This window comes from Thalassospira sp. MCCC 1A01428, assembly GCF_002115825.1.
In the GTDB taxonomy this organism is placed as follows: Bacteria; Pseudomonadota; Alphaproteobacteria; order Rhodospirillales; family Thalassospiraceae; genus Thalassospira.
Genome location: NZ_JFJZ01000017.1, coordinates 18,918 through 41,466 on the forward strand (window position 1 = coordinate 18,918; position 22,549 = coordinate 41,466).

The 22,549-nt window shown below is 52.9% G+C and carries 20 protein-coding genes; 14 read left to right on the forward strand and 6 right to left on the reverse strand.

Features of this window, described 5'->3' with window-relative positions; all coding sequences use genetic code 11:
• The first annotated feature begins 55 nt into the window (after positions 1-55).
• Both THS27_RS14075 and THS27_RS14080 read left to right on the forward strand, forming a co-directional pair.
• A complete protein-coding gene (locus tag THS27_RS14075; protein WP_085591926.1) occupies positions 56-1,294 on the forward strand; it encodes an allantoate amidohydrolase in 1,239 nt (412 codons plus the stop codon).
• Between the two features lie 160 nt (positions 1,295-1,454).
• Entirely contained in the window at positions 1,455-3,101 is a 1,647-nt protein-coding gene (locus tag THS27_RS14080) for a U32 family peptidase (protein ID WP_085591928.1), read from the forward strand.
• A gap of 167 nt (positions 3,102-3,268) precedes the next feature.
• On the opposite strand, the gene THS27_RS14085 is transcribed toward THS27_RS14080, so the two are convergent.
• Entirely contained in the window at positions 3,269-4,051 is a 783-nt protein-coding gene (locus tag THS27_RS14085; protein ID WP_085591929.1) for a helix-turn-helix transcriptional regulator, read from the reverse strand.
• A 167-nt stretch (positions 4,052-4,218) separates the two neighbouring features.
• On the opposite strand from THS27_RS14085, the gene THS27_RS14090 reads away from it, so the two are divergent.
• The gene (locus tag THS27_RS14090; protein WP_085591931.1) at positions 4,219-4,830 is read left to right on the forward strand and encodes a glutathione S-transferase family protein; all 612 of its coding nucleotides are present in this window, start codon (positions 4,219-4,221) and stop codon (positions 4,828-4,830) included.
• 114 nt (positions 4,831-4,944) lie between these two features.
• Positions 4,945-5,124, forward strand: coding sequence for a hypothetical protein (locus THS27_RS14095; RefSeq protein ID WP_085591933.1), 180 nt, complete (start codon positions 4,945-4,947; stop codon positions 5,122-5,124).
• 33 nt (positions 5,125-5,157) lie between these two features.
• Here the strand turns inward: THS27_RS14095 and THS27_RS14100 are convergent, their stop codons facing one another.
• The 4 genes from THS27_RS14100 to THS27_RS14115 all read right to left on the reverse strand — a co-directional run bounded on the left by THS27_RS14100 (position 5,158) and on the right by THS27_RS14115 (position 10,231).
• On the reverse strand, positions 5,158-5,577 hold the full coding sequence (locus THS27_RS14100) for a DUF3830 family protein (protein WP_085591935.1): 420 nt from the start codon (positions 5,575-5,577) through the stop codon (positions 5,158-5,160).
• A 118-nt stretch (positions 5,578-5,695) separates the two neighbouring features.
• Positions 5,696-6,244, reverse strand: coding sequence for a hypothetical protein (locus tag THS27_RS14105; protein ID WP_085591937.1), 549 nt, complete (start codon positions 6,242-6,244; stop codon positions 5,696-5,698).
• Between the two features lie 95 nt (positions 6,245-6,339).
• Positions 6,340-7,791, reverse strand: coding sequence for a SagB family peptide dehydrogenase (locus tag THS27_RS14110; RefSeq protein ID WP_085591939.1), 1,452 nt, complete (start codon positions 7,789-7,791; stop codon positions 6,340-6,342).
• Positions 7,792-7,801: 10 nt separating this feature from the next.
• On the reverse strand, positions 7,802-10,231 hold the full coding sequence (locus THS27_RS14115; protein WP_168184899.1) for a TOMM precursor leader peptide-binding protein: 2,430 nt from the start codon (positions 10,229-10,231) through the stop codon (positions 7,802-7,804).
• 184 nt (positions 10,232-10,415) lie between these two features.
• Between THS27_RS14115 and THS27_RS26665 the strand changes: the two genes are divergently transcribed.
• From THS27_RS26665 to THS27_RS14135, 4 genes are all read left to right on the forward strand, one after another.
• Positions 10,416-10,823, forward strand: coding sequence for a hypothetical protein (locus tag THS27_RS26665; RefSeq protein WP_139835587.1), 408 nt, complete (start codon positions 10,416-10,418; stop codon positions 10,821-10,823).
• A gap of 169 nt (positions 10,824-10,992) precedes the next feature.
• Positions 10,993-11,910, forward strand: a complete 918-nt coding sequence (locus THS27_RS14125) for a GNAT family N-acetyltransferase (protein ID WP_085591945.1) — start codon at positions 10,993-10,995, stop codon at positions 11,908-11,910.
• 540 nt (positions 11,911-12,450) lie between these two features.
• Positions 12,451-13,584, forward strand: coding sequence for a type III PLP-dependent enzyme (locus THS27_RS14130; protein ID WP_085583868.1), 1,134 nt, complete (start codon positions 12,451-12,453; stop codon positions 13,582-13,584).
• 11 nt (positions 13,585-13,595) lie between these two features.
• Positions 13,596-14,102: a GNAT family N-acetyltransferase gene (locus tag THS27_RS14135; protein WP_085591947.1), complete on the forward strand. Its 507-nt coding sequence runs from the start codon at positions 13,596-13,598 to the stop codon at positions 14,100-14,102.
• 131 nt (positions 14,103-14,233) lie between these two features.
• Here the strand turns inward: THS27_RS14135 and THS27_RS14140 are convergent, their stop codons facing one another.
• Positions 14,234-15,184 (reverse strand): bile acid:sodium symporter family protein, encoded by a 951-nt coding sequence (locus THS27_RS14140; protein WP_085591949.1) that lies wholly within the window; start codon positions 15,182-15,184, stop codon positions 14,234-14,236.
• Between the two features lie 507 nt (positions 15,185-15,691).
• Between THS27_RS14140 and THS27_RS14145 the strand changes: the two genes are divergently transcribed.
• The 6 genes from THS27_RS14145 (at position 15,692) to THS27_RS14170 (ending at position 22,510) form a co-directional block, all read left to right on the forward strand.
• Positions 15,692-16,732 (forward strand): LacI family DNA-binding transcriptional regulator, encoded by a 1,041-nt coding sequence (locus THS27_RS14145; RefSeq protein ID WP_139835588.1) that lies wholly within the window; start codon positions 15,692-15,694, stop codon positions 16,730-16,732.
• A gap of 95 nt (positions 16,733-16,827) precedes the next feature.
• The gene (locus THS27_RS14150; protein ID WP_210402911.1) at positions 16,828-18,012 is read left to right on the forward strand and encodes a sugar ABC transporter substrate-binding protein; all 1,185 of its coding nucleotides are present in this window, start codon (positions 16,828-16,830) and stop codon (positions 18,010-18,012) included.
• A 100-nt stretch (positions 18,013-18,112) separates the two neighbouring features.
• The gene (locus THS27_RS14155; RefSeq protein WP_085591953.1) at positions 18,113-19,012 is read left to right on the forward strand and encodes a carbohydrate ABC transporter permease; all 900 of its coding nucleotides are present in this window, start codon (positions 18,113-18,115) and stop codon (positions 19,010-19,012) included.
• A complete protein-coding gene (locus THS27_RS14160; protein ID WP_085591955.1) occupies positions 19,009-19,851 on the forward strand; it encodes a carbohydrate ABC transporter permease in 843 nt (280 codons plus the stop codon). The genes THS27_RS14155 and THS27_RS14160 overlap by 4 nt, the downstream gene beginning before the upstream one ends.
• A gap of 3 nt (positions 19,852-19,854) precedes the next feature.
• Positions 19,855-21,474 (forward strand): FAD-dependent oxidoreductase, encoded by a 1,620-nt coding sequence (locus tag THS27_RS14165; RefSeq protein WP_085591957.1) that lies wholly within the window; start codon positions 19,855-19,857, stop codon positions 21,472-21,474.
• Positions 21,475-21,478: 4 nt separating this feature from the next.
• Positions 21,479-22,510 (forward strand): ABC transporter ATP-binding protein, encoded by a 1,032-nt coding sequence (locus THS27_RS14170; RefSeq protein WP_085591959.1) that lies wholly within the window; start codon positions 21,479-21,481, stop codon positions 22,508-22,510.
• Positions 22,511-22,549: the final 39 nt, after the last annotated feature.

The window sequence follows — 22,549 nt, forward strand, 5'->3', positions numbered from 1 at the left end:
GTGCCACCAGAACATAACCCGCCATAATCGCCGCATCACATATCGGAGGCCCCCCATGCTGGGACAACTTGTTTATGACCGTCTGGAACAAGCCGCGCAATTTTCGCAATCCGGCCCTGGCGTCACCCGTCTGTTTCTCAGCCCCGAACATAAACAGGTTGCCACCTTGATCCGCGACTGGATGACACAGGCGAGCCTGCAAACCGAAATTGATGCCGCCGGCAACATTGTTGGCCGCGATGCCAAGGCACAACAAGGGGCGCCCACATTGATCATGGGGTCGCATCAGGATACGGTGGTTTCTGGCGGAAAATATGACGGAATGCTGGGTGTGGCCCTGCCAATTGCGGTGGTTGGTGACCTTTACAATCGCAACATCGACCTTCCCTTCGGCATCGAAATCGTTGCCTTCGGGGACGAGGAAGGTACCCGTTTTCAATCCACCCTTGTCGGCTCACGCGCCCTTGCGGGCACGTTTGACCCCAAAGCCCTGGATGCAACCGACGATGATGGTATTTCGGTGCGCGCCGCCTTGCACGACTTTGGCTGTAACCCCGATGCCATCACCGCGCTGAAACGCGATCGCAAAAAAATCCTGGGGTTTTTGGAAATCCATATCGAACAAGGTCCGGTGCTGGAAAGCCGCGACCTGCCTGTTGGCATCGTCACCGCGCTCACCGGTATTGAACGTCACCGCGTGCTGATCAAGGGCAAAGCCAGCCATGCCGGAACCACACCAATGGATAAACGCCAGGATGCCCTGCTTGCCGCAGCCGATATTATTCACAAGGTCAATCAGGTCTGCCGGGAAACCGAGGGCATGGTAGGTGTGGTCGGAAAAATCGAGGTTTTGCCAAACGCGGTCAATGTTATTCCCGATACTGTGGATCTGACGATTGAACTGCGCGCGCCCGAACGTGCGGTACGTGTGAATGGCCGGGGTGCCATTTTGTCTGCACTTGGGCACATTTCCCAAAACCGCACTGTCGCCATTACCGCCGATCAAACCTACGAGGCCGAGGGTGTACCCTGTGCTGGCTGGATGATGAACGGGCTGGAAGCCGCAATTACCAAACAGGGCCTGACCCCGTTACGCCTGTTTAGTGGTGCCGGTCATGACGGCCTTGCCATGCATGATTTATGCGACATCGGCATGTTGTTTGTACGCTGTAAAGACGGGTTAAGCCACCATCCCGATGAAGCAATTACGGCAGCCGATGCGGATATTGCCGCCCATGTTCTGGCCGATTATTTGCAAAATCTGGCCCGGTTTTGCCCAAAACTGGCAAAATAACAATAACCGTTGGCCGCCTCACAACGCAGCCTTGCAAAGCCATGCCTTTGCAGAATGCCTGAAATATGCGATTTTGGGCGCAATCTGGCGTGCATTTGTGATATGACGCGCAGGTAAGAGAGAGACTTTCCCCGCATTCCATGAAAAAAGACCCGACGATATGAGTGATCAATCGCGCCGTTCCGAATTGTTGATGCCTGCTGGCTCTTTGGAAAAGCTAAAAATTGCCGTGCTGTATGGGGCCGATGCCGTTTACATGGGCACGCCCGATCTGTCGTTGCGGGTCAAAAGCCAAATGTCGCTCGATGATGTGGTGGAAGGCATTGAATTTGCCCACCAGCATGGGGTGCGCGTTTATCTGACATTGAACCTGTTTTCGCACAATAAAGATATCGCCAAGCTACCGGAATATGTTGATACCGTGCGCAAGGTGATGCCAGATGGCCTGATTGTTGCTGATCCCGGTGTTTTCATGTTTGTGCGCGAACATGCCCCGGAACTTGATTTGCATGTGTCAACCCAGGCCAATGTTTGCTCCTGGCAAAGCGTAAAATTCTGGCAGCAGATTGGCGCGAAGCTGGTGGTACTGGGCCGCGAGGTTTCCTACGAGGAACTGACCGAAATTCGCGAAAAATGCCAGGACATCAAACTGGAAGCCTTCGTGCATGGTTCCATGTGCATGACCTATTCCGGGCGCTGCCTGCTGTCGAACTTCATGGCCGAACGCGGGGCGAACCAGGGCGCATGTGCCAATTCATGCCGCTGGAAATACAAGATCCATATGAAACTGAAAGACGGCACGGTTAAGGAACTGAAGCTGTCTGAAGAAAACATGGAAATGTTTGATTTCTTCCTTGAAGAAGAAATGCGCCCCGGCGAATTGATGGAAATTCAGGAAGACGAACGCGGGTCTTATATTCTGAACTCGCGCGACCTGTGCATCATGCCGAAACTGGAAGACTACCTGAAAATCGGTGTCGATAGCCTGAAGGTCGAAGGTCGCGGTAAAAGCCCCTATTATGCCGGGCTGGTCGCACGCGCCTATCGCATGGCGATTGATGACTGGTACGAAGACCCCGAAAACTGGTCGCCCGAACCCTATATGAAGGAACTGGCAACCATCCCCAACCGGGGCTATACGCTGGCCTTCCATGAAGGCCGTCTGACCAACTACGCGCACGGATATGACAATGCATCAAACGTATCGGACTGGGAATTTGCCGGGTTGATCGAACGGGTTGAAGACGATGCCTTTGTCATTTCGGTCAAAAACCGTCTGCTGGCCGGGGATGTTCTGGAAATTGTGCCGCCCAAGGGCCGCAAAACCATTTTCATCCGCATGTATGAATTCATCGATGCCAATACCGGCAAAATCGGCGAGGCCGTTCATGCCGGTGCCAAACCCATGGTCCGCATTCCGTTTTCCCTGCTTGAACAGGAAGACCCGGATTATCTGCGCACCGCCTTCCCGCCGCTAACCATCATCCGCAAGGAAAAAGCCTTAACGCCGGATGAGTGGCAGCGCATGAAGCTGGATCAGGAAGGCCATAAAATTGAAATGGGCAAGGGCAACCCGGAACGCTACGACGTTAAACGCGAAGCCCTGCAAACCGCCCTTGATGACCGCCAGAAAGACCGCAGCTTCCGCACCCCGCGCGTTGGCACCCAGGGCTGTTGCGGTCGGGGCTGTAATGGCTGCCTGATCTTCTGGCACGACCCGCAATACGCCAAAGCCCGCGAAATCCTTGGCAAACGCAAACAGGGCGAAATGCTGGAACATGACGGGAAGACGGTGGCGGCAGAGTAAACCGCCTAACTCGTCTCAAACAAAAAACGGCAGCATCGGTTTCCTTTGCTGCCGTTTTTGTACTGTGGACCACACGAAACGCACCGATAATTGCCCGTCCCCGGTATTCTGAAAGCAATATTTCACACCCACGTTAAGCACGGATATCCACGCCTGATGCCGCAATGCTAGGCGGTGTAAATCGCCAATCGAAGATTGGGATGGTCTTCATGGGCAAAGATGCTCAGATGGTAGGTTGTCCATCCTGTCTTGGGGTCATTCAGCTCTATTTTAGTATCGCCAATACGCAGGGATTGGGGGTCGTCCCACCAGTCTCTGGCTTGGGGAAAAGCCTCCATCACCTCGTCTAGCAAAGAACCTAGAACAGGACTGCGCCCCGCTGTGAAAAAGTCATGCCGGGCCTTTAGAAAAACCAGTCTGGCGGCAAATGCCCAATCCTTGATTTTATGGCGATACGCGTCCGAGAAAAACACGATCCGCAACATGTTTGGCTTATCGGCTCTCAAATCCTCAAACAGGTTTAACGCTGCATCGTTATAAGCCAGCACGTCCCAGCATTTATCCAGCACATATGCTGCATCTGGTAACCGTTTGACGATTGCAATCAGGCTTGGCGGCAAATCAGCCGCACGCGGAACAGCTTGCCCGGAGTTATGTTGAGACAGTGCAAACAAATGTTCCTGCTCCGCACGATTAAGCCGCAACCCCCGTGACAGGCGCAGCAAAAAATCATCCGAAACCTGAATATCGCGCCCCTGTTCAAACCAGGTATACCAGGTCAAGCCGACACCAGCCAATGTCGCGACTTCTTCCCGGCGCAGTCCTTTTGTCCTGCGCCGCCGTGTTGCTGGCAAACCAAGCTGTTCGGGCAAAATGCGTTCACGGCAGGAACGTAAAAATTTCGCCAGTTCTTCTTTGTCATCCGAACGAATCAACCGGTTTGACGGCATACATCCCTCCCGCTCACCATCACTGTAGTAATAGTATAAAGGCTATATAGTAACATAATAAATTCAAATCTAGATTTACACCAACGGGCACATACTGCCCCCAGAGGAAGATGCGTAAACACCCCGTCTTCCTGTTTGTCCAATGCCTCATGAGAAGATGATTTTGAATGTTACTCTATCAGTTTAAAGCCGGAACAAACCCAAGGCGGGTTTCGATTTATTTGGCGGAAAAGGAACTGAATATTCCTCGCTACGAACTCGATTACGCCAACAGAGAACACAAATCGCCAGAATATCTGGCAATTAATCCCGCTGGTCGCGCACCCGCACTGATAACCGATCATGGCGAGGTTATAACGGACTCTGCCGCAATTGTTGAATATCTCGAGGAGCTTTACCCCGCCAATTCAATGATCGGTGACGATCCCGAAACGCGGGCCAAGGTTCGTGCCCTTGAACGGCTGGGTACCGATCTCGTGGTTCGCACGCAGGTCTGGCTATGGAATGTAACGAACAGCTTCCCGCATATGCAGCCCAAACCTTCGCCAGAAACCGCCGACATCATGTTCAGGCATGTTACAGAAATTCTTGATGCACTGGAAAAATCAATTGGGGATAACAAATTTCTGACTGGTAACCAGCCAACCATCGCGGATTTCACCGTATTTGCAATTTTCCAGACAGCGCGCGAACGCTTCAATCTGCCGTTTGGCACTGAACACCCACGACTTGATGCGTGGTTTAGAAATTTCCGCAAACGGCCCAGCGCCGATTATTAAGCGGGAAAATATATGATGCAAACAAGTGAACATCCTGGTCCCACCAGGCCACAACACCCTTGCCAGAGCAACCCGCCAGCAGTGCGCCCTCTAAAACGCCGCTTGGCAATCATTATGATCGCATGTGTCTATCCGCTGGTGACAATGCTGATTTATGTGATCGCGCCATTCACCCAGGGCTGGCAGATTTGGCATCAAACCCTGCTTTTAACACCCGCCACGGTCGTTAGCATCGTGTTTGTGATAAACCCGCTGGTCATTAAATATTTCGGGCGGTACATCAATGCTGCTTAAACGGCCCGCATCCCACCCAAACAAGATCACGGACTAATCGGAAACCAGCTCAAACCGGATATCCTGCGCGCCTTCCCACAGGGTCATTTTGCCAAGTTTAACCACGTCATCAAGATTGCTGGTGATGGTGATGAAATGGTTGCCGGCAAGCTGGCCGACCTTGGATGCAAAATGAACACCGCCATGAGCCAGCAGGATTTCTGTTTCGCTAATCCCACCGGGATATAGAATAATCTGCCCCGGTGCCGGATAGCTGGTATGATTTTCATAATCGACACCAAACTGATAATCCCCCAGCGGCATCCATACTCCCTCGCCGCTCCAGCGCACATGAACCGCTTTGCTTTCAAACGGCAGGCGTTCCACAAAAGCAGCACAGGTTTTGGGTGCGGCTTCGGTTTCCAGTTTGCCAGCAAATACAAACGGGCCTGCCGTGATTTTCAGTTTGGTCATTCCAGGTTTCTTTCATCCTTGCGGTGTTTACAGCTTTAAAATAGCGATCACATAGACTACCCGGCAATATGAAAGAAAACACAGGTGCGGCCCGGTTTGGGCAGCCGGAAATTCCGGTTTATGGTTTGGCAACGGTCCGATCGGTGCAGTCACCTGCCGCTTGCGCATAACTTAGCCACCCCAATTGCCAGCCGGTTTTGTCCAACACTGGAAAATGTTCATAACATATTGCGGCGTCGGGCGATTTGGGGGGCGGATACGGGGTAGATGTGTAAACAGGGCCGGGCAAATCGGCCGGGGCCACCTGATCGAGCAATACCGGTTTGCTTTTGCCCGAGGGATCGCTGATGCAACGGATATAACTGCCACTGTCACCAAGCATATCAATGACAATTTGCCCATCCGCATTTTGTCCGGCATCAACCACACGCGCCGGTGGTGTCGGGTCCGCATTAAGGCATCCCGCCACCTGATTATAAATGATCGGCAAATTGTCCGACCAGTCATCAGCCACCGCCGGGCGGTCGGGCATAATAAGGGCTGGCGGCTGACGATCCGGGTTGGCAGCAACGTCATCGGCCATAAGTGTCTGGCATCCAGTCAAAACAAACGGCGACAGGCCCGCCATCACGATACAGGATTTAAACAATCGGACAGTCGTGATCATGGGCGAGTATCCCTGCTATAACGTCCCAAATGGTTTAGGCGAAAATCAGCGATGACGGTGACAATAATATGATGGTCGTGCCGGTTCCGGGCTTTTTATTGCAGCAGCCCGCTTTCACCCCCTGCCGTTCCAGTTAACTGACGACCGTTCAAAACAAATTCGCCAATTGCCGCTTCTTCGTCCTCGGGCAGGCCCGTGGCAATCGAAAACAGGGATGAATCGCCGTTGCCGACCGCACAGGGCGAAAGCCCCATATCCTCGGCCACCAGATAAAATGTCTCCATCGCCACCCCGGTATGCAAAAGCGACAGCCGATAAGAAATTGCCTGATATTTCCACGCCAGTCGCAACAGCCGGGACGCCATGACAATCACACAATCAGGCAAAATGTCGAGCTGTCCCATGCCGCCGGCGGCCCTGGATACAATCGCTTGCACATAGGGCGGTTTGGTCGGCAGGGCATAAAGGGCGTGTTCGCTGCCATGATAGTGATACAGCCCTGGTTCGAGCCCGTCACAGCGATGGACCGCAATATAAAATTCAAGCTCATGGATCGAACCACCCGCGGGCATCGGCCGTTTTAACAATTCCTGCCCCCCGCCAAACCCTTGCCCACGGACAGAAGCTGTGCGCCATAAAAACACCCCCAAATCGGCAAGGCTGAGTGGAAAGTGGCCGGGGTGGCGCACAGAATGCCGGGTTTCCATCACACTGCTTAAGGGCCGGGATTGCGGTGTTGCTTCGCCGTCGCGTGTGCGCAACAAGTTAATCTTGCGGTTCGACATTGCCGATTTCTGAGCGGGGGGCGGGGCAACCGTGTCATTTAAGTGCTCCCGGATACCAAGGCGCGCCAATCCAAGAAAAGACCGTGATCCGGCATGAAAAACCCGGTCATGAAAATCCCACGCTTGCCGGGATGGCGTATCGGTTGCGCCAGTTTCAAGAAACCCTGAACACCACAGAAAATGCCAGAAGGCCTGATGGGATGATATTACTTCTGCTGCCGCGTCAGATGCAGAATGAGCAAAAACCACCGGCAGCAAATCCCGCCCGGCGGCAGTAAAGCGCAACACCGCATGATATTCAGGATTTTCCAGAAGAACAGCATCCCCATCACGCCGCATAAAGACAAAACGCGACAAAACCACCCCATCGGGCAACGGCCCCAAGCTAAATCTTGGGAAAAACAGATGCGACTGCGGATGAAGAATGCACAAGGGTTTCTGTGCCGTGCCAAACCACCAGTGCAGCATGTCGTTCTGAGACAGAAAAAGCAAAAAAGTGTCGGTGGCTTTGCCAAGATCAGCATCAGAAATGCCAGGATACAAGCCCCCCATTGCGCGCCCAACGTCTGAAAGCGACATACCCGCAGTCCCCTGCATCTTCCCGATCAATTCGGCCAGCGCTGCATCATTCCAGGGCAAATCCCGGCTTGGCCAATCTTGAAAATGCACTGACAGCACAAGACGATCTGCATCATACGAAACTGCGGTAATCATGGGCGACAGCATGATACCGGGCATCGGTTCGGCCGCATCGAATGTCATAAAAAATGCCCTAAATGAAAAAGTTAACAGGATTAAGTTCGTCTTCGCGTAAAGGCCGGGCAAGGTTCCCCATACGCACCGGTGCCTCGGTCAAACGCCCCACCGCGCGGCGGTTCCAGAAATGGCGCAAGCCGGGCACAACTACCCGCACACAATTTAGCGGCAAGTCATTACGACTGTAATCAACAACAATAAAATCGTGGCCTGCCTGCGCCACGCGGTCAACGCCATAACGTACCGCCTGATCGATGCTGTCAAACTGATGGGCGGGCATCTCATGCACCGTGATCATGCCATCGGGTTTCAAATAGGGATGATCATCCAGACTGGCCTGATCAAGCCATTGCCAAAGCCCATCATCAACCAGATGATTTGCACTGCGCTCCGTATCGGGGGATTGATCGAACAATATAATCTGATGTATTTCGGTCAGGGCGCGCAAAGCGGCGATCCGCCCGTCAATATGCGACCCGAAACCGGTCAGGATACGACGACCATCAAAGGTTGCCGAAACCGCAACCACCACCGGAATCCCAAGATCTGTGGTGATATCGAGCAACCAGATATCACGCCCCAAGCCGCGATAATAATCCTGAACCTGCGCCACATAGGTATCATCAAGCCCGTCAAACGCAACCTGTCGAACCCGCAGGCGATTATACCACCAGATCGCCACCGCATCGCGTTCAACCACCTCAAGGAACCCTTGCAGGATGGCTTCCTCAAGACTGCCCCCCGTGGCACAGCCATTGGAATCCGCCCAACAGAATTTATGATCGCCCGGCGCAAGACCGTCGGGATATTGATAAAAACAAAACCGGCTGGGCAACCAGCGCGCAGCGTCATCACGCAGCGACCATGCCGGGCTCCAGTCAACCAATGCGGTTTCATCAAACGGCTCGGCAATCCGGCCCATCATGCCAATCGTTTTGTTTAATTCGGCCCGGTTTTCGTATTGAAAGTCGCTATATTGCAACAAATCACGGGGATGTGGGGCAAGTGTGCCCAGATCGCGCCAGCTTGCCTGTCGCCGGGGTTCACTGCCCACCCATTGCGCACCATATCGCTCGACCGCCTCGGCCAGACAGCTGATTTTTGCCTGCTTAGCACTTAATCCTTTGCCTGCTGCCCCGCCCGCACGGCCAAGGGTGCGGTTCTGGCGCGGATCAATCGCACTCCTGCTCCCTTGGGACGCGCTGTAAACATGCAACCCTTCGCCAAGGGCAACCGGACTTATATAGGCGACAATTCCGGTAATCGGGCTGACGATCGGTTCTAACCGCGCCAATGCTTGCTCTGGCGAAAGGGCACGCCAGCCACTGTCGGCACCATCGAAATTTTTAACCGGCAGCAACCGGATCGGAACGGCATCGACGGTATTCTTTGTCCCGTCAGCCCCCCCGTTCTGCCCATGCGCCTGCGCGCGATCTTGTGAGGGGCAATCATCAAACAACGGCACCATGTGCATCGCATTTTGACCGTCAACAAGGCCCCAGGTCATAAGGCGCTGTTCGATCTGTTGCGACTGACCAAGGGCAAAGCGGGTCATTTCCAGCGTTGCCTGACCACTTGCAATCGCCAAAGTGGCCGGGGTCCATGCCTTTGCCGCGCGAACACCCATCATGGTCGGGGTTAGCACATGCTCAGTTGGCCGGTGCTCCGCCAGCCGTCGTGCCAGACAGAAATAACAATTATACTCGCCGCTGTGGCTGCCCATGACCGGCCCGAACCATGCGGACATACCGCCCGGCTTGAACGGAATCCACAGGGCTTTTCGCTGTGCGGCTGACCGGGCGAAATCGCCAAGGGCGGGCTGTAGATAATCCTCGACCAGCACGATCGAAACATGGGCATTTTTATAATCACTGATGCAAAACCCCGCTGCCATCAACATGGCGGCCAGTTGCGATGCCTGCACGGACCCAGCCGGTCCATCCTTGCCCAACGGCACCACCGCTACGCGATACTGCGCCAAGTGGCTTTCGCAATCAACCGGCGGCAGGTTCTGTGCACTCCAGAATGCGGATCGCGCACTATCTGCCCATGGCTCGACCGGGACGACATAGCGCTTGGCCAGCATGGTATCGATCAAAGCATTAAGCTCGTCAACAGAGGCACGCCCGGCCACTTGTTCAAGGATTTGCACACGGGTAAACTGACCATCAAGCAAGGGTATGAGCATCATATACCCTGCCCCGGACAGCCGGAAACTTTGATCTTCGGACAATAAAATAAACTGGTCATCCCCCATACGATGCACATTAAAATGCGGTGCGATGGCCAAATAATGACTGCTATTTTGTCCCATAAACCGATCTTTGCCGGTTTGTGACCCGGCCCCTCTTTTTGACGAGCTGTAACCCGTCTTGTGGTGTTTGTTTTGTCCGGGCCGAACACCCGACAATTGCCCAAAACCAAAATCACCCTTCAGTTGCGTCATTTTCATTCATCGCGTAAGGTCATGCAATAAAAAGTCTTGGGAGATCAATAAACTAAAATAAAGTTTCTTGAAATTTTACAATAGGCGGGCATTCCTTTAGCAAGGATTTTCAGCCTGAATTCCGGATTACGCCGCAAGGGCGGTCCTTATTGGCGTAGACACACAATCAGGAGAAGCAGGGGTTATGACACAGAACAATTCCATCAGGGCAGGTCACTTGCCGCCGCCGGTTTTTTCTCGTTTTAATGACGACGAAACCGCTCAGGTTTCAACCAGTCTCCCAACACCGCTATTATCGCGCATTAGCGATGTTGAGGCTCTTGCCGTACTATCCGGCCCTGTGCCAAATCCGAACACCATGTGCCTCGGCCCCTGTATGAATATCAAGGATGAGAAACTGACAGTGGCAGCTCCGGTGCGGCCAACTTTCTGTTGGACCAATGCCGAAGAAATGCTTTCCGCCAGCGGCCCTAGGCCGCCGATATCGGCTTGCCGTTCCATCAGCGACGACCAAAACCTGTCGGCTGTTCCTGCACCCACCGGCTGCTTGCGCTGCGCTTGCGCCCTCAGCGAACAGGCCCCACAATTCTAGTAGATATGCGTGGTCTCTGATGTGACAATTCTGATGTCGGCAGGCTAAAAATTATCTGACAAGGGCGTGATTGCTATTTGGATTTGGCAATCGCGCTTTTTTGTTCTCAAAATGTGCTGCGCCATTCCACCGCATATTGCTTCCCCGGCATTTAAGAAAGAAACGTTTCATGACCACGATACAGCCCTTAGCCTGCCAGATTGTCGAATATGATCCGGCTTGCATGCAAGACTTGCTGATCGCACTGGTCGCGGGATGGGGTGTAAATGATCCGGCATCGCCTTACTATGAGTTTTGGCAATCGGTGATTGCGGCGCCGCATAAAAGCATGGAAGTCGTTTTGCTGGCCGTAAAGGATGATCAGGCAAAGGGCGTCGCATTTGCCAACTGGCGTCCCTACCGCAATGAGAATGCACGCTCTGTCGTTTATCTCGTCTCCAACGATTGCCAGAAAAAAGGTATCGGTACGGCCCTGAAAAACGGAATGGATGTCGCCTTTCGCAAACGCGGACTGACCCATCAGGTCGCCTTACTCAACGAAATATCCCTTCCGGCGACAGGTTTTTTTAAAAAAACCGGATTTGTCGCCGAAGATGATATGGTACAGCTTGCATGGGACGGCGATGATTATTCCTATAAGGAAGTCCCCGGCCTGTCTTTTCATCTCTATGACGCCAGCTGTCTTGATGACAAGATCGATGACGAACTGGCCAATTTCTACAATCGCGCCTATGCCAATGAACAATTAGGTGTCGCGTTCACCGGGGCAAAAATCAGGCGCCTGATTACCAGTGATGACGTCTGGATGGTTTATGCCCGCGACGATGCCAGCGGTCAGATCGCGGCCTATACCGAAGGCACCAGGACGTCATTGTTTTCCGGCGTCGCGGTGCTGCGGCCTTGGTGGGGCACCGGACTTGCCCAGTGGATCATTGGCTATACGATGGATCTGTATCGCGAACGCGGGTTTGACGCGTTATGGAGTATTACCCGACGCCGCAACGCGGCCTCGATCCGGTTACAAAAACGCCTGGGGTGGCACATTGTTGGCCCCTACCCGCTTTATATTGCAACGGTCCCCGACTGACAGACACACACCTGGTCATCAAACGCGGTTGATCAGGCCGTGCGATATGCGCAAATTGCAATGCCCCATTCCAAAACACCTTAAATAAAAAAGCCGCCCGGGCAAAACACGGCCATTTACGCCATTTTTTGCGCAGGACGTGAACTTGTTCGACGATCCTGCGATTGAACCATGACAAAATGGTTGAAAATTTCACTTGCACAAAGGTTAGAACAGGCGTAAATCGCGACTTGCCCAAAGTCGCACGTGCCTGTGGTGGTCCTGATCAGGAACCCTGTAGGACTTACTTAAAGCAACGACGGTGTAGGGCTTTTTTGGTCTCAGGTGGTTGTCCAAATACCATCGACACTGAAGAGGCACACCATCATTGCCCGCCGTGCGGAATGGCATTTTCCCATTCTTATATCGAGGCAACTTTCGCGAACCCGGATCATCGGTGTTCACGTCTGGCATAACGATAGACCGCATTCTGCGCCTCCACCGCGTCAGTGTGCATCAGGTGTCGCTATGCTCTTTATAGTGGAATGGGAGAACGCCCCCATGGCAACGCAGCGTATTATTGATTTTCTTGCCCAGAACCGACCGGAAGGTCCGTGCCTTGTTGTTGATCTGGATGTCATCCAGCGCAATTACGAAACCTTTACCCGTGCCCTGCCTGACTCGCGCATTTTTTATGCCGTCAAAGCAAACCCGGCACCGGAAGTTCTGAGCCTTCTGGCCGATCTTGGCAGCAATTTCGACACCGCATCGGTGCCTGAAATTGAAATGGCAATGGCCGCTGGTGCCTCTGCCGAACGCATTTCATTTGGCAACACCATTAAAAAAGAACGCGACATTGCCCGTGCCTATGCACTGGGGGTGCGGCTGTTCGCCGTTGATTGTGTTGAAGAAGTTGAAAAAATTGCCCGTGTTGCCCCGGCATCACGCGTGTTTTGCCGCATCCTGACCGACGGCTTTGGTGCCGAATGGCCGCTGTCGCGCAAATTTGGGTGCGCACCGACCATGGCGCTTGATGTATTGCAACATGCCCATCATCTGGGCCTGGATGCCTATGGTGTGTCGTTCCATGTGGGGTCGCAGCAATGCAACCTTGATGCCTGGAACACCGCCCTGGGCGAAGCCGCGATGATTTTCCGCACCCTGGCGGAAAAAGGCATTACGCTGCGCATGGTCAATATGGGCGGTGGTTTCCCGACCCGTTACCTGCGCGATGTGCCGAAAACCGAAGCCTATGGTGCCGCCATTGTAGACGCCCTTCATGATCATTTCGGCAATCACATGCCCGAAACCATCATTGAGCCGGGCCGTGGCATGGTCGGCGATGCAGGCGTGATCAAAGCCGAAGTGGTGCTGATTTCGCGCAAGCACGAAGACGATCCGGTGCGTTGGGTGTATCTTGATATTGGTAAATTCGGCGGCTTGGCCGAAACCATGGACGAAGCCATTCGTTACCCCATTACCACCATCCATGATGGTGGCGCTGTGGCCCCGTGTGTTCTGGCCGGTCCGACCTGTGATTCAGCCGATGTGATGTATGAAAAGAAACCCTACGATCTGCCGATTGCCTTAACAATTGGCGACGAAGTTCTGATCGAAGCCACGGGTGCCTATACCACAACCTATGCATCGGTGGCGTTTAACGGCTTTTCGCCGTTAGCCGCCTATATCATTTAGGCACCCCGCCAATGATTGTCATTGATCGCGAAGGTGCTTTGTCCCACATTGATCGGGAAAAGCTTCTGGATCGCGTGATGGGACCAGACCGGTTTAAAAAATCGTCCGAAGTGATCCGTGCAGGCCGCCTTCCGGCCGACGGGCTGGCCTTTGTTGCCCATGATGGCAAACACATGATCGGTACTGTCCGGCTGTGGAATGTCAATGCGGGCAATGGCGGATCCGCCCTGATGCTGGGCCCGCTTGCGGTAGAAAAGGTCTATAATGGTTCCGGTGTCGGGGCTGGTCTGATGTACGCTGCCATCAATGCCGCCTTTGACGCGGGCCACCGGGCCATTCTGCTGGTTGGGGATCCACAATATTACGCCCGGTTCGACTTTATGGCCGCACCGGCAGCAGGCCTGTCGATGCCCGGTTATTTTGACCGGCACCGGTTTTTGGGCCTAAACCTAAATGGGGATGTTCTGGGGGGGACCAGTGGCGTTCTGTGCCCGACCGGACGTTCCAAGGCACATTGATCAGGATCGATCAGCGATAACACAACGGCATCTTTGATGGTGGAATGTCCGTTGCCATACCTGACATATTAAAACGAAAACCCGGACCAAAGATTCTGCCATTGCAGCATCCAGTCCGGGTTTTTATTTGATTAAACGGTCTCGGAAACGCGACGTTCGGGCGTGGTATCGTCGGTTAAATCACCCAGCGGCTTGCGGCTCCAATAACCCGCAAGCAACGACCCGGAAATATTGTGCCAGACACTGAACAATGTGCCGGGCAAGGCCGAAACCGGGGTGAAAAACTTCATTGCCAGCGCCGTTGCAAGACCGGAATTTTGCAGCCCAACTTCAAAGGCAATGGTCCGGCAAATTTTGCGATCAAATCCAAGCAATGCGGTTACCCCATAGCCAAGGCACAGACCAATGGCATTATGCAAAACCACCGCACAGGCCACGATCAGACCAACACTTGCTATCGTACCGGCATTAAGCGCTACCACGATGGCAATGATCAGCAAAATGGCAACCATCGAAACATAGGGAAAGATCATATCGATCTTGCGAACCCATTTTGATGCCAGTTCGTTCAGAACAACGCCAAGAATAACCGGCACAAGAACAACCTTGACCAATGCCAGCAGCATCGGCTGTACGGGAACATCAATGCTTTGCCCCGCCAGAAGCGACACCAGAACCGGGGTCAGAAACACACCGATAATGGTGGAAGTTGCCGTCATTGAAATTGAAAGCGCGGTGTCACCCTTTGCCAGGTAACACATCACATTGGACGAAGTTCCCCCCGCAACACTGCCCACCAGCAACATGCCAACAGTCAGTTCGGCATCGAACCCGAACAACTTAGCTGTCAGCCAGGCTGCAACCGGCATAATCAGGAACTGCAAAAGAACACCAACAACCAATGCCTTGCGGCTTTTAGCAACATTGGCAAAATCTTTCGCCGTCAGCGTAAGGCCCATGGACAGCATAATCACCGTCAGCAGCGGAACAATACCCGCACTTAGCGAGGTGAATGGACCAGGAACGAAAAAAGCCAGCAAAGAGAGCAATAATGCCCAAACCGGAAAAAGTTGAAGAATCACGAACGTTTCTCCTCGGATGCAATTTTTTGTTAATAGGGGGATATCAAGTTGTGCATTGAGTAACCAGCGTCAATCATGTGCTTTTTAATGTCTTCCCTGCCCCAATCAAAACATGGGCATCGCGCAAATCACCAAGCGCCCTGTTCGTTCGACAAGCATTCCGGACCAGGAAAAGAAGACACACAAAAATGCATTATGACTTATTCAAATGTCATCATATGACATTTAACATCCATTCTGAAAATGGAATTATTCCAGTTTGTCTTTCTAAAAAACACTTTTTGCGCGCACAGCAAACGTGGAATATTTCACGCCCAGCACATGCACAACGACCGCGAACAGCAAACTTAATATCTTTTCCCATTAAAATGATGGCTGGATCCCTAAAGGCATTTTCACCCTTTGGTTCAGATCGCTTACATCATTGACGCTACAGTTTCACACCGTATTGACAGCGCTTTTCTTTTTGATTATACGCTTAATCAAGGTCAAATCTGGAGAATTCGCGTGTCCGTCAAGCAAAGTCGCATCAAGCGCGTCACCCAAAGCGATGTCGCCGCGATGGCCGGTGTTTCAACCGCCGTGGTGTCTGCTGTGATTTCGCCAAAGCCGGGCAAAACCATCCGGGTTGGGGAAGAAGCCGAAAAACGGGTCCGTGCGGCGATGGAAACATTGGGCTACGCCCCCGATGTTGTTGCCCAGTCACTGGCAGGGGGAAAACGCAATATCATTGGCGTTTTTACCTATGAAGCCATCTTTCCCTCCGACAGCGAAAACTTTTTCTATCCGTTCTTGCTTGGCATTGAACGTGGCGCGATGAAACTTGGGCAGGACTTGCTGCTTTTTACGTCATCGTCGCTTGAAAAAGGGCCGCGCAGCATTTTTCCGGGTGGGGCCAATCGCATGGGCGTTGCCGACGGGGCCATTCTGCTGGGCGAAGAACCCGACAAACGCGAACTAAAGCGGCTTTACGATACAGGCTTTCCGTTTGTAACGATTGGCCGACGTGACACTGACAAGGCGGAACTTAACTGGGTCGCTGCCGATTACACCGCTGCAGTTGCCGATGTTGTAAAACGCTGTGCCGCATTGGGCCATCGTAAATTAAAGTTTGTGGGCGCAACGCAAGTACGCGAACAAAATATTGACCGCGAACGTGGTTTTATGGATCGGCAGGCAGAAAACCTGACCCTTTCTGTTGAACGACTTGAAACTGATGACATCGACGGTGCATGGCTTCGCCGGTGTCTGGACGATGGGAATACTGTTGTTCTGACCGAAACCTTCAAGCATGCGGTTGCATTGGAACGCCAGGTGGCTGCAATGTCAGGCAGTGTCCCGCAAACCATTTCCATCGTTGCCTTGGCATCCCCGTTAACCCGCCCCGCCGATGTGGAACGCTGGACCCGTATTTCCGTTCCCCGGGAAGAAATGGGCGAAGTCGCCGTGCGCAACCTGATTGCCCAAATCAGAAGTCCTGAAAACACCCCCATAAAAACCACGTTGCCTTGCGGTTTCGTACCAGGCAGCACCCTGCAAGCCATCTAAATTTAATCTGAAACGGGAGGTAATAAAAAATGTCAACCATAATGATTAAGCGCTTAATTTGCGCAGCTGTGCTTAGTGGAACCATAGCAACAAACGTGAACGCCGAGGAACTGCGCTTTACCGTCTGGACCGGCAGCAAGGCACATCTTGATATGCTAAATGATATCGCCGAGGGTTTCAGGCAAACCCATCCTGATGTAACCGTCCGCTACGACACCATTCCCTTTGGGGATTACGTGCAAAAGCTGACATTACAAATGGCAGGGGGCAATCCGCCCGATCTTGGCTGGCTGCTTGAAAACTCGGCCCCGGCTTTTGTCGAAGCAGGCGCATTGGCCGACGTTTCAAAGACATTGCACGCCACAGAAAATTACAACTATGCCGATTTCTCGACATCTGCCATGGGCCTTTGGACCAAAGATGATGGTGTTTATGGCATTCCTTTTTCGACGTCGCCGTTTCTCGTCTATTACAATAAATCGCTTTACGATGCCGCCGGACTGGAAACACCGGACCAGCGTGCGACAGATGGTACCTGGACCTGGGAACAGCTTAAAAAAGATGCTGCCACCCTGCGCAACGCAGATGCAGGGGTGTGGGGTTATGAAACAGTTGACGGTCAGGGTTATAGCGCACGCGTATGGCATAACCTGATCCCGATCATCCGCGCCTATGGCGGGAATGCATGGACAGACGGGACCTGCCATCTTGACAGCCCCGAGGCCGTTAAGGCCATCAAGTTGTTTCACGACATGATTTATGTCGATGGATCAGCCGTTCCCCCTGGCGAACAGGGTGATTTCTTTTCAGGTAAATCAGCCCTGACCGTTACCCAGATTTCACGCGTTTCCAAACTGGCCGACGCAAATTTTGACTGGGGAATTGCGCCCCTGCCCGCCGGCCCCGCCGGAAATGCGGCAACCGTTGGCCAGGCGGCTGTTGTTGCCTTTGCACAGGGTAAGAACAAAGATATCGCAGCTGAATTTCTTGCCTATATGACCAACGCAAAAAACGTTGCAAAGATGGCCGAATTTTTTCCGCCGGCACGTAAATCCGTGCTTGAAGGAGACGCCTTCCTGTCCAGTAACCCGGCAATCACCCCGGAACAAATGAAAATTGTTGCCCAGGGCATTGAAAACGGTTCCGTCCTGCCAAGCCATGAACATTTCCCACAAATCGAAGCAAAAGCTCGGCCGGAGTTCGATGCGCTTTGGTCAAAGGATGCCGACATTCAGGCAACCATGACCAAACTTTGCCAGGGCATTCAGCCCCTTCTGTAACGCACCACCAGGATGGGCGACGATAACCACCCGTTATCGTCGCCCTTAACCCGGCACGCGTAAAACCTGCATCCAACATTGCCCTACAAAGGAAGCGAACATGTCCGCTGCCATCAAGGGGCCATCCCTGACACTGAAAGCGCGCGAAGCGATATCGGGATGGCTCTTCGTAAGTCCGATACTAACGGGCTTTATGATTTTTTTCGTCGGTCCCCTGATCGCAGTATTCTATTACAGCACCACCGAATGGAATTTGCTGAGCCAGCAATCGCACTTTGTGGGTATGGAAAACTATGTCGATGCCCTGACCCGCAACGACACATTCTGGAACGTACTGGTAAATTCGCTGGTCTTTGCAGCAGGGCTGGTGCCCCTTAACATGTTATTGGCACTTGGACTGGCACTAGCCCTTTCAAGGTCGGTCCGCGGGGCTGTGTTTTTCCGTACCGTGTTTTTTGCGCCGGTTATTACCTCGGCTGTTGCCTGGGCCATCATCTGGACATTCCTGCTTCAACATGAAAGTGGCGCTGTTAACCGGGCATTATCCGTCATTGGCATAAACGGGCCAAACTGGTTACACGAACCACATTGGGCCATGGCGTCGGTCATTTTCACCCGTGTTTTGAAAACAGTTGGGCTGAACATGATCCTGTATATCGCAGCGCTGCAATCCATCCCGCGCGACTATACGGAAGCTGCCAGACTTGAAGGTGCCAATGGCTGGGAAATTTTCCGCCGGATCACCTGGCCTCTTCTTGCCCCCACCACACTTGTCATCATGGTGATTACAGTTGTCGGTTCCCTGAAGGTTTTCGACCACATCTATCTGATGACGGGCGGTGGACCACAGAACGCAACACTGGTGCTTGCCTTTTACATCTATGAACAGGGTTTCAAATTCTTCAATACCGGTTACGCATCAGCGCTTGCCGTCATCCTGTTCGTTCTGATTCTGGCGCTTACCATCCTGCAAACGATCCTGAAGGCGGCGCGCAAATGACTTATCGCACCCAACAGAAAATCACCCGTATTTGCTGGATCATCGGTCTTTGTGCGCTGGCTATCCCCTTTGTCTTTCCCTTCATCTGGATGCTTTCCGGTGCACTGAAAGGGCAGGCAGACGTATTTTCCTCGGCATCCCTGATCCCGTCACAAATACACTGGTCGAATTTTTCAGAAATTTTCGCCTACCAGCCTTTTGCCCGGCAATATTTCAATTCGCTTTACATTGCTGTGCTTGTAACGGGGTTAACCCTGTTTCTGGCATCAATGGCCGGGTATGCGCTGGCACGTTTACGGTTTTCCGGCAGTGCGCTGGTACTGTTATTGCTGATCTCGGCATTGATGATGCCCGAGGAAGTCACCATCATTCCCAATTTTTTCCTGATGAAAAAGCTTGGGTTAATGAACACCCATATGCCGCTCATCCTGTTGCCGCTTTTTGGTTCGCAGGGGGTTATGGCGACCTTTTTGATGCGGCAGTTCTTTTTGGCCTTGCCCAAAGAACTTGAAGAAGCCGGGCGCATGGACGGGCTTTCACGTTTCGGGGTTTACTTCAAGGTGGCGCTGCCCCTGTCCAGGCCGGCCCTGTCAGCCGTTGGCATTATCACCTTCCTGTTTTCCTGGAACCTGTTTCTCGAACCACTGGTTTTTGTGAACGACATCGAACTGTTCACCCTCCCGCTTGCCCTTGCCAATTTTACCGACACCTACGGCTTGCCGCTCTGGCATCTGCAACTGGCAGCAACCGCGCTTGCCGTTATTCCCATGCTTATTGTTTACATTCTGGCCCAGCGCCAAATCGTCGAAAGTTTCGCCCTGTCAGGCGTGAAAGGATAAAAAATGAAAGAACTTAACTCTGATATCGTAATCATCGGAGGCGGACTGGGAGGGATAGCCGCTGCCTTGTCCGCATTGAAACTTGGCAAAAGCGTCATCCTGACAGAGGAATTTAAATGGTTGGGCGGGCAATTAACCACACAGGCCGTCCCGCCTGATGAAAATCCGTGGATTGAATCTGATGGCTCAACCGCAAGCTACCGCGAGCTTCGGCAGCATATTCGCGAATATTATCGCCGTAATTATCCCCTGACCGACGAGGCAATGGCCGATGAGGCCCTTAACCCTGGCAGTGGCAATGTATCGCCCATTTGTGCTGAACCGCGCGCAGGCGTTGCCGCGATCGACGCCATGCTGGCACCATGGTTTGCAACGGGCCGCCTGACAATATTGATGAATGCAAAGCCCGTTGCTGTAGAAACCAGAGACGACGAATTTACCTCTGTTACGGTTCATTCTGCCGAATATGGTGACATTGTTCTGACCGGCGCCTACTTCGTTGATGCCACTGAACTTGGCGACCTTTTAGAGCTTGGCAAGGTTGAACATGTCATTGGTGCGGAGAGCCAGGCCCAAACCGGTGAGCCATCGGCGTTACCCGGTGACGCAGACCCGTTCGACCAGCAGGCCGTTAGCTGGTGCTTTGCCATGAGCTACCACCCCGATGAAGATCATACGATAGAACGCCCGCGTGATTACGATATCTGGCGCGATTACAAGCTGGATTTCTGGCCTGACCGTCAACTTTCATTTGTTGGCCCCAACCCGGTAACACTGGAACCTGACAACCGCCCGCTTTTCGTGGGGGACAGCGATGAAAAATTCGCCCCTGACAACTGGCATTATCGGCGCATTTTCTATCGTCGGAACCATGTCGGCGATCAATATCCATCCGATATTTGCCTGGTTAACTGGCCGCAAATTGATTATTGCGATGGCCCGGTTGTTGGCGTTTCGGCAGAAGAAGCCCAAAAACACCTGGAAGGGGCACGTCAGCTATCATTGTCCATGCTTTACTGGATGCAAACAGAGGCCCCCCGCCATGATGGTGGTTATGGTTACCGCGGCCTTAAACCTGCTGGAAACGCAATGGGCACACTAGACGGTTTGACCATTGCCCCCTATATCCGCGAAAGCCGGCGGATCAAGGCGCTGTTCACTGTTACCGAAAATCATGTTGGTATTGATGCGCGAGATGGCCTTGTCGGGGCAGAACAGTTCCATGATTCAGTGGGTGTTGGCAGTTATCGCATCGACCTTCACCCGTCAACGGCACCGCGCAACTATGTCGATATTGCCAACTGGCCGTTTCAAATACCGCTCGGCAGCCTGATACCACAACGCGTCAAAAACATGCTGCCTGCCTGTAAAAATATTGGCACAACCCACCTGACCAACGGCTGTTACCGGTTGCATCCGGTGGAATGGAATATTGGCGAAAGTGTTGGTGCACTGGCGGCCTATTGCCTTGACCACAAAATAACACCGCGTGCCGTGCGCGAAACAGAAAACGAACTCACCGCTTTCCAGGACCTGCTCGCGACGCGTTTTGAAGTGCCCCTTTCCTGGCCAAAACACATCCGCGAAACCCCAAGGCTCGAACTGTTTGGCCGTGTGGAGTAAAACGATGGCGAAACTACACCTAAAGGAACTCCGCAAATCCTATGGCACCGTCGATGTCATCAAAGGAATTGATCTGACCATCGAAGATGGCGAGTTCTGCGTTTTTATCGGCCCGTCCGGCTGCGGGAAATCGACACTTTTGCGTATGATTGCCGGGCTTGAGGACATAACCGGCGGAACGTTTGAAATTGATGGCAGCCGAATGAACGACATCGCCCCCGCCAAACGCGGGGTCGCCATGGTGTTTCAATCCTACGCGCTCTATCCACACCTTTCCGTTTATGAAAACATTGCCTTTGGCCTAAAGGTTCGCAAAACATCGGCAAGCGAAATCAAAACACGGGTCGGCGAGGCCGTAACCATGTTGCAGCTTGAAAAACTGACGGAGCGCTATCCGCGTGAGCTTTCCGGCGGGCAGCGGCAACGCGTGGCCATTGGCCGTGCCATCGTCGGACAGCCGCAAACTTTTCTGTTCGACGAACCCCTTTCAAACCTTGATGCCGAACTTCGGGTCCATATGCGTACCCAAATTTCCGAACTGCATCAGCGTTTGAAACGGACAATGATTTATGTGACCCATGATCAGGTCGAGGCGATGACGCTGGCCGACAAAATCGTTCTTTTGCGAGACGGGCGTATCGAACAGGTTGGAACACCGCATGATCTGTATGAGCGCCCCCAAAACCTGTTTGCGGCACAGTTTATCGGTGCGCCCAAGATGAACATTTTCAAATTGACTGATGAATGCCAAAACCTGCGGGAAAACCTGAAACTGGACCGTAACGCGCATTATTTCGGAATACGACCAGACAGCTTTGAAATTGTGCAACCCGGAGAAGGTATATTGTCAGGGAAGGTTCGCCTGAACGAATATCTTGGCAATGCCTGCCTGATCCATGCCGACATAGAAGGACATGACCCGGTTATTCTTGAGCAACCCGTTGGCACAAAAATAACCACGGGAACAACAATATCGCTTAATGCCAAAGCCGATAATGTTCATGCCTTTGCAAAAGATGGCAACAGGATCGCGTGAAGCACCTGATACATCATAGATATGCCGCGGGTTTCAGCA

Excerpts from the sequence above, each read along its gene's own strand:
- THS27_RS14075 (WP_085591926.1), top strand. The coding sequence starts at position 56 with ATGCTGGGACAACTTGTTTATGACCGTCTGGAACAAGCCGCGCAATTT.
- THS27_RS14080 (WP_085591928.1), top strand. The coding sequence starts at position 1,455 with ATGAGTGATCAATCGCGCCGTTCCGAATTGTTGATGCCTGCTGGCTCT.
- THS27_RS14085 (WP_085591929.1), bottom strand. The coding sequence starts at position 4,051 with ATGCCGTCAAACCGGTTGATTCGTTCGGATGACAAAGAAGAACTGGCG.
- THS27_RS14090 (WP_085591931.1), top strand. The coding sequence starts at position 4,219 with ATGTTACTCTATCAGTTTAAAGCCGGAACAAACCCAAGGCGGGTTTCG.
- THS27_RS14095 (WP_085591933.1), top strand. The coding sequence starts at position 4,945 with ATGATCGCATGTGTCTATCCGCTGGTGACAATGCTGATTTATGTGATC.
- THS27_RS14100 (WP_085591935.1), bottom strand. The coding sequence starts at position 5,577 with ATGACCAAACTGAAAATCACGGCAGGCCCGTTTGTATTTGCTGGCAAA.
- THS27_RS14105 (WP_085591937.1), bottom strand. The coding sequence starts at position 6,244 with ATGATCACGACTGTCCGATTGTTTAAATCCTGTATCGTGATGGCGGGC.
- THS27_RS14110 (WP_085591939.1), bottom strand. The coding sequence starts at position 7,791 with ATGACATTCGATGCGGCCGAACCGATGCCCGGTATCATGCTGTCGCCC.
- THS27_RS14115 (WP_168184899.1), bottom strand. The coding sequence starts at position 10,231 with ATGACGCAACTGAAGGGTGATTTTGGTTTTGGGCAATTGTCGGGTGTT.
- THS27_RS26665 (WP_139835587.1), top strand. The coding sequence starts at position 10,416 with ATGACACAGAACAATTCCATCAGGGCAGGTCACTTGCCGCCGCCGGTT.
- THS27_RS14125 (WP_085591945.1), top strand. The coding sequence starts at position 10,993 with ATGACCACGATACAGCCCTTAGCCTGCCAGATTGTCGAATATGATCCG.
- THS27_RS14130 (WP_085583868.1), top strand. The coding sequence starts at position 12,451 with ATGGCAACGCAGCGTATTATTGATTTTCTTGCCCAGAACCGACCGGAA.
- THS27_RS14135 (WP_085591947.1), top strand. The coding sequence starts at position 13,596 with ATGATTGTCATTGATCGCGAAGGTGCTTTGTCCCACATTGATCGGGAA.
- THS27_RS14155 (WP_085591953.1), top strand. The coding sequence starts at position 18,113 with ATGTCCGCTGCCATCAAGGGGCCATCCCTGACACTGAAAGCGCGCGAA.
- THS27_RS14160 (WP_085591955.1), top strand. The coding sequence starts at position 19,009 with ATGACTTATCGCACCCAACAGAAAATCACCCGTATTTGCTGGATCATC.
- THS27_RS14165 (WP_085591957.1), top strand. The coding sequence starts at position 19,855 with ATGAAAGAACTTAACTCTGATATCGTAATCATCGGAGGCGGACTGGGA.
- THS27_RS14170 (WP_085591959.1), top strand. The coding sequence starts at position 21,479 with ATGGCGAAACTACACCTAAAGGAACTCCGCAAATCCTATGGCACCGTC.